The sequence below is a fragment of the Knoellia flava TL1 genome (assembly GCF_000768675.1).
GTDB lineage: Bacteria > Actinomycetota > Actinomycetes > Actinomycetales > Dermatophilaceae > Knoellia > Knoellia flava.
The window spans coordinates 81,294-97,018 of sequence record NZ_AVPI01000056.1 but is presented as its reverse complement, the minus strand read 5'-3'; the positions used below and the strand labels follow the sequence as shown (position 1 = coordinate 97,018).

Below are 15,725 nucleotides of genomic sequence, written 5' to 3'. Positions count from 1 at the left end.
CGCCGTTCGTGGCCTCAGCTCGTGGCGAGCGAGGTGTCGTCGACGACGAAGGACGTCTGCAGCGAGGAGTCCTCGCTGAGGAGGAACCTCACCGTGGCCGTCTTGCCCCTGTATGCCGTGACGTCGAACGTCTTCTGGCTCCAGGTCGTGCTCGTCCCGACGTTGGAGTACGTCGCCAGCGTGGAGGTCGTCGAGCCGTCGACGACCTGGACGCGCATCGTGTCGTAGACCGTGCTCCCGGTCTCTGCCGTGTCCGAGCGGAGCCAGAACGACAGGGTCGCCGAGGTCGCCGTCGACGGGATGGCGACCGACTGCTGCACCGTCTCGGTCGACGTCGAGCCGTTGCCGCCGAGCCAGGCCTTCCACGTGCCGGTGCGCGCCGGGCGACCGCTGTTGTTCGTGATCGGCCCAGCGGTGCCGGTCCAGCTCACCGCACCTGACTCGAAGCCCGGGTTCTGGAGCAGGTTGCCACCCGGCTGCGGCGCCGTGCCGAAGTCCTTCGCGGCATACAGCCACAGCATGTGGCCGATGACGTCGACGCCACGGTCGAGCGCGGTGACGTTGATGTTCGACGTCGTGTCGCACGAGGAGTGGTAGCACGGGTCGAACGCCCGCCCCGCGGTGCCGCCCCACTTCTGCGCCTGGCTCGACGTCTTGAGCGACTCGGCACCGCTGAAGATGCCGGCCGTGGGGATGCCGTAGGAGCGGAAGGCGGCGTGGTCGCTGCGACCCTGCACGTCGATGTACTCCCACGGGATCCCCTTGGACGCGTACCAGCTCGTGAGCTCGTCGCGCGCGCCGTTGCCGGCCGGGTTGTCGTTGTAGACGAAGTAGCCCGGGTTGGGCGAGCCGATCATGTCGACGTTGAGGTAGGCCTCGATCCTGTCCTTGTCGGCCGTGGGCAGCGTGCTCATGTAGTGCTTCGAGCCGAGCAGCCCGAGCTCCTCGGCTCCCCAGAACGCCACGCGCACCCGGTTCTTCGCGGTCTGGCCGCTCGCGGCATACGCAAGGGCAGCCTCGAGGACGCCGGCGCTGCCGGAGCCGTTGTCGTTGATGCCGGCACCGTTGGCGACGCTGTCGAGGTGGCCGCCGAGCATGACGACATGGTTGGGGTCACCCGCCGGCCACTCCGCGATGAGGTTCGAGGAGGTGCCGGACGACGTCGAGAAGCTCTGGACCGTCGTCGTCCAGCCCGCCGCGTCGAGCTTGCCCTTGACCCAGCTGACCGACGCGGCGTAGCCGGGACGGCCGGTGCCGCGGTTGCCGCCGTTGGCGTTGGCGATCGACTGGAGCTGGGTGAGGTGGGCCTGGGTGTTGGTCACCGAGAGGTCCGGGCCGGCGGCCGCGGCGGTGGTGGTCGTGCTGGTCGTGGTGGTCGTGGCCGCGCTCGGTGCCGCGGTCGCGGCTCCGGTCACGGCGACGCCGAGCGCGAGCGCCGCCAGGTGCACGCCGAGCAGGGTGGTCTTCGCCATCAGGTGTCCTTCGGGGTCGGGACAGCGACGTGGGCCGACGTCCGAGGACGCCGGCCCACGTGTGCCGTCAGCTGGTGGCGAGTGCCGTGTCGTCGACGACGAAGGACGTCTGCAGCGAGGAGTCCTCGTTCATGAGGAACTTCACCGAGATCGTCTTGCCCTTGTATGCCGTGACGTTGAACGACTTCTGGGTGTAGGTCGCGTTCGTCCCGACGTTCGTGTAGGTCGCCAGCGTCGACGTCGTCGCGCCGTCGACGACCTGGACGCGCATCGAGTCGTAGGCCGTGCTGCCGCTCTCGGCGGTGTCGGTGCGCAGCCAGAACGAGAGCGTCGCGCTCGTGACGGTCGACGGGATGGCCACGCTCTGTGTGATCGTCTCGGTCGAGGTCGAGCCGTTGCCACCGAGCCAGGCCTTCCACGTGCCGGTGCGCGCCGGGCGACCGGTGTTGTTCGTGATCGGGCCGGCCGTGCCGGTCCAGACCGTCGCCCCGGACTCGAAGCCCGGGTTGCCGAGCAGGTTGCCCGACGGCGGGGTCGTCGGCGTCGGGGTCGGCGTGGGCGTCGAGCCACCGTCGCACCTCTCGGTGCCGGCCGGGACCGAGATGGCGTTGAACGCGGCCTCGACGCTCCTGCAGGTCTGGCTGGTCGCGCCGTAGAGCTCCTTGGCGGAGGCGATGGCGCCGTTGCGCGCCACGGCATACGTGCTGCCCGAGGTGAGCTTCGTCGAGAGGGTGCGGTACCAGACCTTCTCGACGTTGGTGCGGCCCGCGCCGGTCACGGCCGGTGCGCCGCCACAGGTGGCGCTGTTGTAGCTCACGCCGTTGATCGTCTTGGCACCCGAGCCCTCGGCCGCCATGTAGAACCAGTGGTTGAGCGCGCCCGAGGAGTAGTGCGGGTCGAGGTTCTTGGTGTTCGTCGACCAGCAGTCGGGGCTCTGGCCGTCCTTGCTCGGCTTGTCCATGTAGCGCAGCGGGGTGCCGTTGCCGTTGATGTTGATCTTTTCGCCGATGAGGTAGTCGCCGACGTCGGTGGTGTTGTTGGCGTAGAACTCGACCGCCGTGCCGAAGATGTCGGAGGTCGCCTCGTTGAGACCGCCGGCGTCGCCGCTGTAGTTGAGGTTGGCGGTGTTCTCGGTGACGCCGTGGCTCATCTCGTGCGCGGCGACGTCGATGGACGTGAGCGGCCGGGCGTTGCCGGCCCCGTCGCCGTACGTCATCTGGGTGCCGTCCCAGAAGGCGTTGACGTAGGCGTTGCCGTAGTGGACGCGGCTGCGGGCGCCGGTGCCGTTGTTCCAGATGCCGGCGCGGCCGAGGACCGAGTTGTAGTAGGCGTAGGTCTTCTCCGCGCCGTACTGGGCGTCGACGCCCGCGGTCTGGCGCGAGGTCGTCGAACCGCTGCCCCAGATGTTGTCGGCGTCGGTGAACTGCGTGCCCGTCCCGGACGTCCCCCCGTTGAGGTCGGTCGTGTAGTTGCCGATCGAGTCCCTGAGCTGCCACGTGCTGCCCGACTGGATCGAGTTGAGCGTCACCTGTCCGGAGTACTGCGAGTTGCCGGTGCCCTTCTTGACCTCGTCCCACGAGTGGAGGACCGCGCCGTTGTCGGCGTCGACGAGGGTGTGCAGGCGGCTCGGGGTCTGGTCGGCCTTGATGCCCTCGGTAACGACCTCCCAGGCGAGGCGCGGGGTGTCGCCGCCGGCCCAGACGACGAGCTCGCTGTCCTCCACGGTGCTCTTGGCGGTGCGCTGGGCCTTCTGCGAGGCCACACTGCGGGCCTCGGCCTCGCTCTTGCGCGGCGTCGTGGAGGCCACGGCCGCGCGGCCGGACGCGTTGAAGTGCGCACCCTGCTTGGCGCCCCGTGACGAGTTCTCGACGACGAGGTCGCCACCGATGACGCGCAGGCCCTTGAAGGTGCGGTCGTAGCGGACGTGCTGCGTGCCGTCGGGGTCGGTGACGACCGAGCGGACGACGAGCTTCTCGTCCTTCGACAGGCCCAGCGCGGCGTGGTCGCGCGCCGGGTCGGCCTTGGCGGCTGCGGCGGGTGCCGCGCTCGGACCGGCCGTGAGGCCGAGGGCGCCCGCCACGGGCAGCGCCAGGGGAAGGGCCAGGGCGGCGGTAACCGCCATGGCTCCGGTGGTACGTCGAATCACGTCGTGCCTCTTCTCGTTCGGGCAGCACGTGGTGCCGTGCTGCCACGGTGAAAGCGTCGTCCCCCTCCGGTGCGGCCGCGGGTGTGCCACGGGCTTCGGCGCCGTCCGAACACAACCGGCGAACCCGATTCGCCGTCAACGAAACTGACCAATCCTTTGCCAAGTCCGGACTTTGTCCGGTCGGGGCACACCGCCGGTCAAGTGCCGGTCAAGATTCGGTCAACGGGCGACACCGCCGATCCCTCAACCACATCCGGCCCACCGGGCGCAGCCGTCCGCAGGCGGCTCGCCTACCCTGCGGGGGTGAGCACGCACGTACCCCGGGTCCACCGTCACATCCTGCTCGCCAACCTCGTGGCCCAGGTGGGGATCATCCTGACCGGAGGCCTCGTCCGCCTCACCGGCAGCGGGCTCGGGTGCCCGACGTGGCCCGAGTGCGTCCCCGGCTCCTACGTGCCGGTGCGCGAGCAGGAGGAGGGCATCCACAAGGTCATCGAGTTCGGCAACCGCACCCTCACCGGCGCCCTCGCCATCGTGGCGGTCCTCGCCGTGTGGGCCGTGTGGAAGTGGACGCCCGTGCGCCGGCTCAAGGTCGCCGCGGTCACCGTGCTCGTCGGCGTGGCGGTGCAGGCCCTCCTCGGCGGCGTCACCGTCCTCACCGAGCTCCACCCCGTCACCGTGGCCGCCCACTTCCTCGTCTCGGCCGGCCTCGTCGCGGCGGCGGCCTATCTCTGGTTCTGCCGCGACGAACCCGATGGGACGCCCACGCCCCTCGTGCCGGAACTCGTCCGCGCGGTCGCCCTGGTGACGTGCGGCGTCGCAGCCGTCGTCCTCACCCTCGGCACGGTCGTCACCGGGTCCGGACCCCACTCCGGCGACGCCGACGCGCCGGCCCGCTTCGGCTTCGACCCGCGGACCATCTCGTGGCTGCACGCCGACGCCGTCATGCTCTTCGTCGGCCTCGTCGTGGCGGTCTGGCTCGCGACGCGGCTCTCGTCCGCCCCGGTCCGGGTGGCCGCCACCTGGCGCACCGTCCTCCTCGTCACGCTGGCGCAGGGCCTCGTCGGCTACGTGCAGTACCTCACCGACCTTCCCGAGGCCCTCGTCCTCGCCCACATGCTCGGCGCCTCGCTCCTCGTCGTCGCCCTCGTGGCCGGCCTCGTCGCGCTTCGAGAGATTCCACAAGAGTAGTTGCACAACGATTCTTGTGGGTCTATCGTCGCCGGTATGACCCCCGACGAGCGACCCCAGAGACCCGAACCCTCTCCACCGCACGGCGTCCGCACGATCACCGACGCCAAGGCCCTCTCCGCCATGGCCAACCCCTTCCGTTCCCGCATGATGGACGCGCTCAAGGTCGACGGGCCCTCGACCGCCTCCGGCCTCGCGGCGCGGACGGGGCAGGCCGTGGGCTCGGCGAGCCACCACCTCAAGGTGCTCGCCGAGGCCGGTCTCGTCGAGGAGGCGCCCGAGCTCGCGAAGGACCGCCGGGAGCGCTGGTGGCGCCTCGTCGACCCCGGCACCCGCTGGTCGCGTGCCGACTTCGCCTCGGACACCGCGGCCGTCACCGCTGCCTACGCCGCCGAGGCGCTCGCGCTCCAGCGCCAGTTCGAGCGGGTCCAGGAGTGGAACGCCAACGCCGCCACCGTCCCCGAGTGGGACGACGCCGCGTTCGCGACGCAGAACTGGATGCGGCTCAGCCCTGCCGAGATGCGCGAGATGGCGGAGGAGATCATCGAGGTGCTCGTGCGGTGGAGCCGCCGCGAGGTCCCCGACGACGGCGTCGAACGTGAGTCCGTCTTCGTCTTCTCTCGCGGCTTCCCGGCGCAGCCGTGATCGCCGCACCTCCCGCGCTGCGGGACAACCGGAACTTCCGTCTCCTCTGGGCCGGCGAGGGCATCAGCGTCCTCGGGTCGATGACGACGACCGTCGTCTTCCCGCTCATCGCGGTCACCGAGTTCGACGCCGGCCCCTTCTGGATGGGCCTGCTCGCCGGCGCGATCTGGCTGCCGTGGCTTGTCCTCGGTCTGTTCGCCGGCGCCTGGGTCGACCGCTCCGACCCGCGTCGCGTCATGATGGCGGCGGACCTCGCCGCGGCCGCAGCCGTCGGCACCGTCCCCCTCGCCTGGGCGATCGGCATGCTCACCCTCCCCCACCTCGTCCTGGCCGCGCTGGGAGTCGGGTGTACCGCGGTCTTCTTCAGGACGGCATACACCGCATTCCTGCCCCGCGTGGTCGCGGACGGCGACCTCGAGCGCGCGAACGCGCGCCTCTTCGGGACCGAGTCCGCGATGCAGATCGGCGGTCCCGGTGTCGGCGGGCTCCTCGTCCAGGTCCTCTCGGCCGCGTATGCCGTCGTCCTCGACGTCGTCGGCTACCTCGCCTCGTTCCTGTGCCTGGCGAGGATGCGTCCCGAGGAGCTCGGACCGTCCCCCGACCAGCCGCCGCGACGGCCGATGGTGGCGCTCGTCCGCGAAGGCGTCTCGATCGTGGCCGGTGACCGGTTCCTGCGCTACTTCGCGCTCACCGGCGGTGCGAGCAACTTCGCCCTCACCGGCTACGGCGCGCTGCTCGTCCTCTTCCTCGTCCGGGACCTCGGGCTCGAACCCGGGTCGGTGGGTCTCGTCATGGCCGTGGGAGCCGTCGGCGGCCTCCTCGGCGCGACGGTGGCGACCCGGACGACGGCGTGGCTCGGCAACGCCGGTGCCCTGCGCTGGCTCCAGGTCCTCGGCGGCTCTCCGGCCATCCTCATCGGCCTCGCCCGTCCCGGGCTCGGTGCCGCACTCGTCGGCGTGGGGTCGGTCCTCGTGGGCATGGGCGTCGTCGGCGCCAACGTCGTGCGCCGGTCGTTCCAGATGCGCTACGTCCCCGCCGAGCTGCTCGGGCGCACCACCGCCACGTCGGCCGTCCTCAACTTCGGCACGATGCCGCTCGCGGGGCTCGTCGCCGGTGGGCTGGGCACGTGGATCGGGGTGCGCGAGACGATCCTGCTCATGGCGGCCATGCACGCGGTGTGCTCGCTGGCGGTCTTCGTCGGCCCGTTCCGCAACGGCCGGGAGCTGCCCGGTCAGCCGATGGAGAGGTGGACCAGCGGGTCGACCGCGACCGCGAGGAAGAGCAGCGTCACGTAGGTGATCGAGAAGTGGAAGAGGCGCATCGGCTTGAGCACCTTGGTGGCGGCACCCTGCCTTGCCAGGCGCAGCAGCCGGTGCGCCTCGCCCACGAAGACGACACCGCTCGCGATCGCCGCGGCGAGGTAGATCCATCCCATGTCGGCGACCGGGACGAGCGCGAGGGACACAGCGACCATGACCCAGCTGTAGGCGACGATCTGGCGCGCGACGGCGACGGCTCCGCGCTCGACCGGCAGCATCGGCACGTGCGCGTTGGCGTAGTCGTCCTTGAACGCCATCGAGAGCGGCCAGTAGTGCGGCGGGGTCCAGAAGAAGATGACGAGGAAGAGGATGACCGCCGGCCAGCCGACGGTCCCGGTCACGGCGGACCAGCCGATGAGCGTCGGCATGCACCCGGCGACGCCGCCCCAGACGATGTTCTGCGGCGTGCGGCGCTTGAGCACCATCGTGTAGAGCCACGCGTAGAGGACGATGGCGGCGAGGGACAGCAGCGCCGAAGCGACGTTGACGAACACGAGGAACCACGCGGTCGACAGGACCGTGAGGACGAGGCCGAAGGCGACTCCAGCCCGGGGTGAGATCTCGCCGGTGACCATCGGGCGGTTGCGGGTCCGGTCCATGAGCGCGTCGATGTCGCGGTCGTAGACGCAGTTGAACGTGTTGGCCGCACCCGCGCTCAGCGTCCCGCCGACGAGGGTGGCCACGACGAGCCAGAGGTCCGGGACGCCGCGCTCGGCGAGGAACATCACCGGAACCGTCGTCACGAGCAGCAGCTCGATGATTCGCGGCTTGGTCAGGGACACGTAGCTGCCGACCGTCCGCTTCCAGCCCGACGTCGGACGGGCCGACGTGGCGGTGGTGGTCGGGGCGGTTCCCACGGCGTCCTTCTGGTGTGCTCTGGAGCGGCTGGTCACAGCGAGTCTAACGGTGGCCGGTCATGCGGCGAGACACGGTCGTCCGTTGCGCCGGGGCGCGGTCTAGGGTGGGATCGACCGTTTGACCTGCATCACAGTGCCGCGACGTCAGAGAGGCTTCACGTGACCACCACCACGACGAAGGCAGGCGGGTCACGCACCCGCCGCGCCACCACCGCCAAGGCCCAGCGATCGGGTGACCTGGCGCGCCCGACCGCGCGCAAGGCGAAGTGGAACGACCTCGACGTCCGTGCGGTCGACACGGTCCGCGTCCTCGCGGCCGACGCGGTCCAGAAGGTCGGCAACGGCCACCCCGGAACCGCCATGAGCCTGGCCCCCGCGGCATACCTGCTCTTCCAGAACGTCATGACGCACGACCCGTCCGACCCGACGTGGCTCGGCCGCGACCGGTTCGTCCTCTCGTGCGGGCACTCGAGCCTCACCCAGTACATCCAGCTCTACCTCTCCGGCTACGGCCTCGAGCTCAAGGACCTCAAGTCGCTGCGCACGTGGGGCTCGCTCACCCCGGGGCACCCCGAGGTGCACCACACGCCCGGCGTCGAGATCACGACCGGACCGCTCGGGTCCGGCCTTGCCTCCGCCGTCGGCATGGCGATGGCCCAGCGCCGCCAGCGTGGCCTGCTCGACCCCGACGCCAAGGCGGGGCAGAGCCCCTTCGACCACCACGTGTGGGTCATGGCCTCCGACGGTGACCTCATGGAGGGCGTGGCCTCGGAGGCGAGCTCGCTCGCCGGCCACCAGGAGCTCGGCAACCTCACCGTCGTCTACGACGCCAACCAGATCTCGATCGAGGACGACACCGACATCTCGTTCTCCGAGGACGTCGCGAAGCGCTACGAGTCCTACGGCTGGGAGGTCGTCGACATCGACTGGCGCCGCAGCAACGACCCGGCCGGCACCGCCGACTACGTCGAGGACGTCGACTCCCTCCTCACCGCACTCAACGCGAGCAAGAAGTCGTCGCGCCCGACGCTCATCCGGCTGCACACCGTCATCGCCTGGCCCGCCCCCACGAAGAAGGGCACCGGCAAGTCGCACGGCTCGGCCCTCGGTGACGAGGAGATCGCGGCCCTCAAGGAGCTCCTCGGCTTCGACCCGAAGAAGACCTTCGAGGTCGACAAGGACGTCCTGGCCCACGCCCGCAAGGTCAAGGCGCGCGGCAAAGCCGCCCATAAGGAGTGGAACAAGGGCTACTCGGCCTGGCGCCGTGCCAACAAGGACGCCGCCGCGCTGCTCGACCGGCTCGTCGCGGGCGACCTGCCCGAGGGCCTCGACGCCGCCCTGCCGATCTTCCCCGCCGACGAGAAGGGGATCGCGTCCCGCGCCGCCTCCGGCAAGGTCCTCGCCGCACTCGCCCCGGTCATGCCGGAGCTGTGGGGTGGCTCCGCCGACCTCGCCGAGTCCAACAACACGACGATGGCGGGCGAGCCGTCCTTCATCCCCAAGGGCAAGCAGACCTCCGAGTGGAAGGGCGGCCCCTACGGCCGCACGCTGCACTTCGGCATCCGCGAGAACGGGATGGGCATGATCCTCAACGGGATCGCGCTCGAGGGTCTCACCCGACCCTACGGCGGCACCTTCCTCGTCTTCTCCGACTACATGCGCCCGGCCGTGCGCCTCGCCGCGATCCAGCAGCTGCCCGTGACCTTCGTCTGGACCCACGACTCGATCGGCCTCGGCGAGGACGGTCCGACCCACCAGCCGATCGAGCACCTCGCGTCACTGCGCGCCATGCCGGGTCTCGACGTCGTCCGGCCCGCCGACGCCAACGAGACGTCGGCCGCCTGGGGAGCCGTCCTGCGCAACGCCCGTCCGGCCGCCCTCGCCCTGAGCCGCCAGCCGCTGCCCACGATCGACCGGTCGACGCACGCCAAGGCGAGCAACGTCGCCAAGGGCGGCTACGTCCTCGTCGACGGCGGAGACGACGGCAAGCAGGCGCCCGAGGTCATCCTCGTCGCCACCGGCTCCGAGGTCTCGGTCGCGCTCGACGCCCGCCTCGCCCTCGAGAAGTCCGGGGTGCGCACGCGCGTCGTCTCCATGCCGTGCCGCGAGTGGTTCGAGGAGCAGTCCAAGAGCTACCGCGACAAGGTGCTCCCCCCGGCCGTCCGCGCCCGCGTGAGCGTCGAGGCCGGCGTGGCCCAGGGCTGGCGCGAGGTCGTCGGCGACGCCGGCCGCTCGATCAGCATCGAGCACTTCGGTGCCTCGGCCGACGCCAAGACCCTCTTCACCGAGTTCGGCTTCACCCCCGAGGCGGTCGTCAAGGCGGCCAAGGACTCGATCAAGGCGGCGAAGGCCTCGGGCGGCGTCTCCGACCCGCTCGAGACCGCACCCCGCCGCAGCAAGGACACCGGTACCGACGTCCCCACCACGAAGAAGCCTGCCCGCAAGAGCGCGGCCAAGGCTGGGAAGTGAGTCGTATGTCCGACAGCACCCCCCTCAAGGCCCTCGCCGACAACGGCGTGTCCATCTGGCTCGACGACCTCAGCCGTGAGCGGCTCACGTCGGGCAACCTCCAGGAGGTCATCGACACGAAGGGCGTCGTCGGGGTGACGACGAACCCGTCGATCTTCCAGGTCGCCCTGTCCGACGGCGAGAGCTACAGCGAGCAGGTCGCCCAGCTCGCCGCCGACGGCTCGTCGCTCGACGATGCCGTCACGGCGATGACGACCCAGGACGTCCGGGACGCCTGCGACGTCCTCCTGCCCGTCTTCGAGGCGACCGACGGGCTCGACGGCCGTGTCTCGATCGAGGTCGACCCGCGGCTGGCCGCCGACACCGCGGCCACCGTCGAGCAGGCCAAGCACCTGCGCGACCTCGTCGACCGCCCCAACGTCCTCGTCAAGATCCCGGCCACCGTCGAGGGACTCCCCGCCATCACCCGTGTCATCGGCGAGGGCATCTCGGTCAACGTCACGCTCATCTTCAGCCTGGACCGCTACCGCGCCGTGATGAACGCCTTCCTCACGGGCCTCGAGCAGGCTCGGGAGGCGGGCAAGGACATCACGACGATCGCCTCGGTGGCCTCGTTCTTCGTCTCCCGCGTCGACACCGAGGTCGACAAGCGGCTCGATGCCGTCGAGGGTGAGCACGCCGAGGCCGCCAAGGGCCTCAAGGGCAAGGCAGCCATCGCCAACGCCCGGCTGGCCTACCAGGCCTACGAGGAGGTCTTCTCGACCCCGCGCTGGAAGAGCCTCGAGGACGACGGGGCCAAGCCCCAGCGGCCGCTGTGGGCGTCCACGGGAGTCAAGGACCCGGCATACCCCGACACGATGTACGTCACCGAGCTCGTCGCCCCCGGCACGGTCAACACCATGCCCGAGAAGACGCTCGACGCGGTCAAGGACCACGGCGAGATCACGGGCAACACGATCGAGGGCACCTACGAGGAGTCCAGCGAGGTGCTCGACGCGCTCGAGCGGCTCGGGATCTCCTACTCCGACGTCACCGCACAGCTCGAGCGCGAGGGCGTCGACAAGTTCGAGAAGTCCTGGGAGGAGCTGCTCGCAGGAGTGCAGACCGAGCTCGACAAGGCCGCGCGATGAGCAGCCTCGAGGTCAGCGCCCGAGGGGCCGCGGCGGACGCCATCACCGCGCACGTCCCCACCCTCGTCCAGGACGAGGTCGCCAGCCGCATCTTCGCCCAGGACGCCACTCTCTGGGGCAAGGCGGCCGAGGAGGAGGCAGGCAAGCGGCTCTCGTGGGTCGGGCTCCCCCGGTCCTCGCGCCCGTTGCTCGGGGAGATCGCCGCGCTGCGCGAGGAGCTCCGCGAGGACGGCGTCTCGCGCATCGTCCTCTGCGGCATGGGCGGCTCGTCACTCGCGCCCGAGGTCATCTGCGCCACGGCGGGTGTCGACATCGTCGTCCTCGACTCGTCGTCGCCCGACGTCGTGCGGCGCGCGGTGACGACCCACCTCGACCGGACCGCCGTCGTCGTCTCGTCGAAGTCCGGCTCCACGGTCGAGACCGACTCCCAGCGCCGTGCCTTCGAGGCGGCGTTCGCCGACGCGGGCATCGACGCCACGCGGCGGATCGTCGTCGTCACGGACCCGGGCAGCCCGCTCGACGCCGAGGCCCGTGGTGCCGGCTACCGCGTCATCAACGCCGATCCCGACGTCGGCGGTCGCTACTCCGCCCTCACCGCCTTCGGGCTCGTGCCCTCCGGTCTCGCCGGCGCCGACATCGGCGCCCTGCTCGACGACGCCGAGGCCGTCGCGGACCTGCTCGCCGCCGACGACGAGGGCAACCCCGCCCTCCGCCTCGGCGCCGCGATGGGCGGCACCAAGCCGCTGCGCGACAAGCTCGTCCTCGTCGACGCCGGCACCGAGAACGTCGGGTTCGGCGCATGGGCCGAACAGCTCATCGCCGAGTCGACCGGCAAGGACGGCACCGGCATCCTGCCCGTCGTCGCCGACGGCGAGGCCCCGGACCACACCTACGAGGACGCCAACGTCGTCCGTCTCGTCGCATCCACCGAGGACGACGACGTCGAGACACTCGCCGACCAGCCCCCACGCCACCCCGACTCGATCGCGGCGGAGCAGCCGGGCCCGGCCGACGAGACGCGGGAGGACAAGGCAGCCGAGAGCGGCTCGCTCATCACGGTCGCGGGCACGCTCGGCGCCCAGCTGCTGCTCTGGGAGGTCGCGACGGCGGTCGCCGGACGGCTGCTCGGCATCAACCCGTTCGACCAGCCCGACGTCGAGAGCGCCAAGAAGGCCGCCCGCGGTCTCCTCGACCAGGCCGGCTCGAGCGCCGAGGAGCCGGCGTTCGTCGACGGCTCCGTCGAGGTCCGCGCACTCGGTGGGGACTGGCTCGGCGACGCGCACACCCTGCCCGGCGCGGTGAGCGCGCTCCTGGAGCAGCTCGACGACACGAGCGGCTACGTCGCCGTCATGGCCTACCTCGACCGCGAGGAGGACGCCGACCTCGAGCAGGTCGCGCGCACGCTCTTCGACCACACGGGCCGACCGGTGACCTTCGGCTGGGGGCCACGCTTCCTCCACTCGACCGGCCAGTACCACAAGGGCGGTCCCGCCAACGGTGTCTTCATCCAGGTCACCGCCGACCCGGAGGAGGACCTCGCCGTGCCGGGCCGCGAGTTCACGTTCGGTGACTTCATCGCCGCGCAGGCCGGCGGCGACGCCCAGGTGCTCGCCGAGCACGGGCGCCCCGTCCTGCGGCTCCACCTCACCAACCACCACCGCGGCCTGAGCCAGGTCCGGTCCGCCCTCTCGACGTCAGGAGCCTGATGAGCCCGGCTCGCGTGACAGCGACGCACAACCCCCTGCGCGACCCGCGCGACAAGCGACTCCCCCGCATCGCGGGACCATGCAGCCTCGTGCTCTTCGGCGTCACCGGGGACCTCGCCCGCAAGAAGCTCATGCCGGCGATCTACGACCTCGCCAACCGTGGACTGCTGCCGCCGGGCTTCTCGCTCATCGGCTTCGCACGCCGCGACTGGGCCGACCAGGACTTCGGCAAGATCGTCTACGAGTCGGTCAAGGAGCGCTCCCGCACGCCCTTCCGCGAGGACGTGTGGCGCAGCCTCAGCGAGGGCATCCGCTTCGTGCCGGGCACGTTCGACGACCCGAAGGCCTTCGACCTGCTCACCGAGACCGTCAAGGACCTCGACGAGCAGCGCGGCACCGGCGGCAACCACGCGTTCTACCTCTCGATCCCGCCGGGGTTCTTCGCCACGGTCTGCGAGCAGCTCAAGCGCTCGGGCCTGTCGCAGCCGTCCGAGGGGTCGTGGCGCCGGGTCGTCATCGAGAAGCCCTTCGGTCACGACCTCAAGAGTGCGCGTGAGCTCAACGAAATCGTCGCGGACGTCTTCCCACCCGACGCGGTGTTCAGGATCGACCACTACCTCGGCAAGGAGACCGTCCAGAACCTCCTCGCGCTCCGCTTCGCCAACCAGATGTTCGAGCCGGTCTGGAACAGCCACTACGTCGACCACGTCCAGATCACCATGGCCGAGGACATCGGCATCGGCGGCCGGGCGGGCTACTACGACGGCATCGGCGCCGCGCGCGACGTCATCCAGAACCACCTGCTCCAGCTGCTCGCCCTCACCGCGATGGAGGAGCCGGTGTCCTTCGACGCCGAGCACCTGCGCAGCGAGAAGGAGAAGGTCCTCAGCGCCGTCCGTCTGCCGAAGGACCTCGGCAAGGGCACCGCCCGCGGCCAGTACGCCCGCGGCTGGCAGGGCGGCGAGGAGGTCGGGGGCTACCTCGAGGAGGAGGGTGTCACCTCGCGCTCCACGACCGAGACGTATGCCGCGGTGAAGCTCGAGGTCGACACTCGTCGCTGGGCGGGTGTCCCCTTCTACCTCCGGACCGGCAAGCGCCTCGGCAAGCGCGTCACCGAGATCGCGGTCGTGTTCAAGCGTGCGCCGCACCTTCCCTTCGCGCACACCGCGACCGAGGAGCTCGGCCAGAACGCCGTCGTCATCCGGGTCCAGCCCGACGAGGGCGTGACGATGCGCTTCGGCGCCAAGGTCCCGGGCGCGCAGATGGAGGTGCGCGACGTGACGATGGACTTCGGCTACGGCCGCGCGTTCACCGAGAGCTCGCCGGAGGCCTATGAGCGCCTCATCCTCGACGTGCTCCTCGGTGAGCCGCCACTCTTCCCACGCCACGAGGAGGTCGAGCTCTCCTGGGAGATCCTGGACCCGATCGAGGAGTTCTGGGCCAAGCACAGCACCCGGATCGACCAGTACCCCTCGGGCACGTGGGGTCCGCAGAGCGCCGACGAGCTCATGCGCCGCGACGGCCGCGAATGGAGGCTCCCGTGACCACCACCCCAATAAGTTCGCCCACGCGGAGCGTGGGACCCGCACTCGTCCCGCCCACGCAGAGCGTGGGACCCCTCTCCGATACTGATTGGGGACCCCGGTGATCGTCGACCTCCCGAGCACCACGACGCAGGACGTGTCGAAGAAGCTCGTGCGCCTGCGGTCCGACACCGGGTCGATGGCGCTCACTCGTGTCCTCACCCTCGTCGTCGTCGTCGACGAGAGCGAGGCCGATGACGCGATCGAGACCGCCAACGACGCGAGCCGCCAGCACCCCTGCCGGATCATCGTCGTCGTCACGGCCAACCGCCGCGGATCCGCCAGGCTCGACGCCCAGATCCGCATCGGCGGCGACGCCGGGGCGAGCGAGGTCGTCGTGCTGCGGCTCTTCGGCCCGCTGGCGGCCCACGGCCGGGCCGTCGTCACACCGCTCCTCCTCGCCGACGCACCGATCGTGGCCTGGTGGCCGACCGACCCGCCCAAGGACCCGGGCGCCGACCCCATCGGCGCGATGGCCCAGCGACGCGTCACCGACGTGTCGCGGACCAAGGGATCCCCGAGGTCGGCGCTCACCCGCCTCGCGCGGTGCTACTCCCCCGGCGACACCGACCTGTCGTGGTCGCGCATCACGCTCTGGCGGGCGCTGCTCACCGCGGCCCTCGACCAGGCGCCCTTCGAGCCGGTGACCTCGGTGACCGTCACGGGCGGGTCCGACTCCCCGTCGGCCGAGCTGCTCGCTGGGTGGCTGGCCAAGCGGCTGCGCTGTCCGGTCACGCTCGTCCCGTCCCGGGCGGGCAGCGGGATCATCAGCGTCCGCCTCGACCGTTCGAGCGGCCCGCTCGACCTCGTCCGCCCCCAGAACGGCACCTCGGCGACGCTGTCCCAGCCCGGCACCCCGGAACGCAGCATCGCGCTCCCGCCGCGCAGCGACGCCGAGTGCCTCGCCGACGAGCTCCGCCGACTCGACCCCGACGAGCCCTACGCCGACGCGCTCCGGGACGGGCTGGCCGAGGTGAGCCACTCGCGGCGCACCTCGACCCAGGCCCAGCGCCAGGGGATCACTCCTTCCGTGGCCGAGGCCCGCGAGGACGCGGCGCGGCTCAAGCGCGAGGCGGCGACGAGCGCGAGCTCGGCGATGGTCGAGGCCGCACCGATGCCCGAGAAGGCCGACGACCCCGAGCAGGTCGAGAAGGCCGCCGCGACCAAGCTCGAGAAGGTCCGCAAGAAGCGGTCCGAGCGCACCTGA

At 71.0% G+C, this 15,725-nt stretch carries 11 protein-coding genes; 8 read left to right on the top strand and 3 right to left on the bottom strand.

What is annotated here, in order from left to right:
- Positions 1–14: 14 nt before the first annotated feature.
- Positions 15–1,472 (bottom strand): M20/M25/M40 family metallo-hydrolase, encoded by a 1,458-nt coding sequence (locus tag N798_RS14500; protein WP_035949689.1) that lies wholly within the window; start codon positions 1,470–1,472, stop codon positions 15–17.
- 67 nt (positions 1,473–1,539) lie between these two features.
- A complete protein-coding gene (locus tag N798_RS14495) occupies positions 1,540–3,594 on the bottom strand; it encodes a M4 family metallopeptidase (RefSeq protein ID WP_035949688.1) in 2,055 nt (684 codons plus the stop codon).
- 327 nt (positions 3,595–3,921) lie between these two features.
- Here N798_RS14495 and N798_RS14490 point away from each other — a divergent pair, with 327 nt between their 5' ends.
- From N798_RS14490 to N798_RS14480, 3 genes are read left to right on the top strand one after another with little or no spacing between them, the layout of a single operon-like run.
- Positions 3,922–4,809 (top strand): COX15/CtaA family protein, encoded by an 888-nt coding sequence (locus N798_RS14490; RefSeq protein ID WP_035949686.1) that lies wholly within the window; start codon positions 3,922–3,924, stop codon positions 4,807–4,809.
- 36 nt (positions 4,810–4,845) lie between these two features.
- Positions 4,846–5,454 carry an ArsR/SmtB family transcription factor gene (locus tag N798_RS14485; protein ID WP_035949684.1) on the top strand — a complete coding sequence of 203 codons (609 nt, stop codon included), beginning with the start codon at positions 4,846–4,848 and terminating at the stop codon, positions 5,452–5,454.
- Positions 5,451–6,749 (top strand): MFS transporter, encoded by a 1,299-nt coding sequence (locus tag N798_RS14480; RefSeq protein ID WP_052117387.1) that lies wholly within the window; start codon positions 5,451–5,453, stop codon positions 6,747–6,749. Before N798_RS14485 ends, N798_RS14480 begins: the two co-directional genes overlap by 4 nt.
- On the opposite strand, the gene N798_RS14475 is transcribed toward N798_RS14480, so the two are convergent.
- Positions 6,686–7,630, bottom strand: a complete 945-nt coding sequence (locus tag N798_RS14475) for a heme o synthase (protein WP_035949682.1) — start codon at positions 7,628–7,630, stop codon at positions 6,686–6,688. The two genes, N798_RS14480 and N798_RS14475, sit on opposite strands and share 64 nt — an antisense overlap.
- A 159-nt stretch (positions 7,631–7,789) precedes the next feature.
- On the opposite strand from N798_RS14475, the gene tkt reads away from it, so the two are divergent.
- The 5 genes from tkt to N798_RS14450 all read left to right on the top strand — a co-directional run bounded on the left by tkt (position 7,790) and on the right by N798_RS14450 (position 15,725).
- Entirely contained in the window at positions 7,790–10,099 is a 2,310-nt protein-coding gene (gene tkt / locus N798_RS14470) for a transketolase (RefSeq protein ID WP_035949678.1), read from the top strand.
- A 5-nt stretch (positions 10,100–10,104) separates the two neighbouring features.
- Complete coding sequence (gene tal, locus N798_RS14465) at positions 10,105–11,229, top strand: transaldolase (RefSeq protein ID WP_035949677.1); 1,125 nt, start codon at positions 10,105–10,107, stop codon at positions 11,227–11,229.
- Positions 11,226–12,935, top strand: coding sequence for a glucose-6-phosphate isomerase (locus tag N798_RS14460; RefSeq protein WP_035949675.1), 1,710 nt, complete (start codon positions 11,226–11,228; stop codon positions 12,933–12,935). The genes tal and N798_RS14460 overlap by 4 nt, the downstream gene beginning before the upstream one ends.
- On the top strand, positions 12,935–14,479 hold the full coding sequence (gene zwf, locus N798_RS14455) for a glucose-6-phosphate dehydrogenase (protein WP_035949673.1): 1,545 nt from the start codon (positions 12,935–12,937) through the stop codon (positions 14,477–14,479). The genes N798_RS14460 and zwf overlap by 1 nt, the downstream gene beginning before the upstream one ends.
- A 100-nt stretch (positions 14,480–14,579) precedes the next feature.
- Positions 14,580–15,725 carry a glucose-6-phosphate dehydrogenase assembly protein OpcA gene (locus N798_RS14450; RefSeq protein WP_035949670.1) on the top strand — a complete coding sequence of 382 codons (1,146 nt, stop codon included), beginning with the start codon at positions 14,580–14,582 and terminating at the stop codon, positions 15,723–15,725.

Coding starts and splice junctions, on each gene's coding strand:
- N798_RS14460 (WP_035949675.1), top strand. CDS start 11,226: ATGAGCAGCCTCGAGGTCAGCGCCCGAGGGGCCGCGGCGGACGCCATC.
- tal (WP_035949677.1), top strand. CDS start 10,105: ATGTCCGACAGCACCCCCCTCAAGGCCCTCGCCGACAACGGCGTGTCC.
- zwf (WP_035949673.1), top strand. CDS start 12,935: ATGAGCCCGGCTCGCGTGACAGCGACGCACAACCCCCTGCGCGACCCG.
- N798_RS14495 (WP_035949688.1), bottom strand. CDS start 3,594: ATGGCGGTTACCGCCGCCCTGGCCCTTCCCCTGGCGCTGCCCGTGGCG.
- N798_RS14485 (WP_035949684.1), top strand. CDS start 4,846: ATGACCCCCGACGAGCGACCCCAGAGACCCGAACCCTCTCCACCGCAC.
- N798_RS14500 (WP_035949689.1), bottom strand. CDS start 1,472: ATGGCGAAGACCACCCTGCTCGGCGTGCACCTGGCGGCGCTCGCGCTC.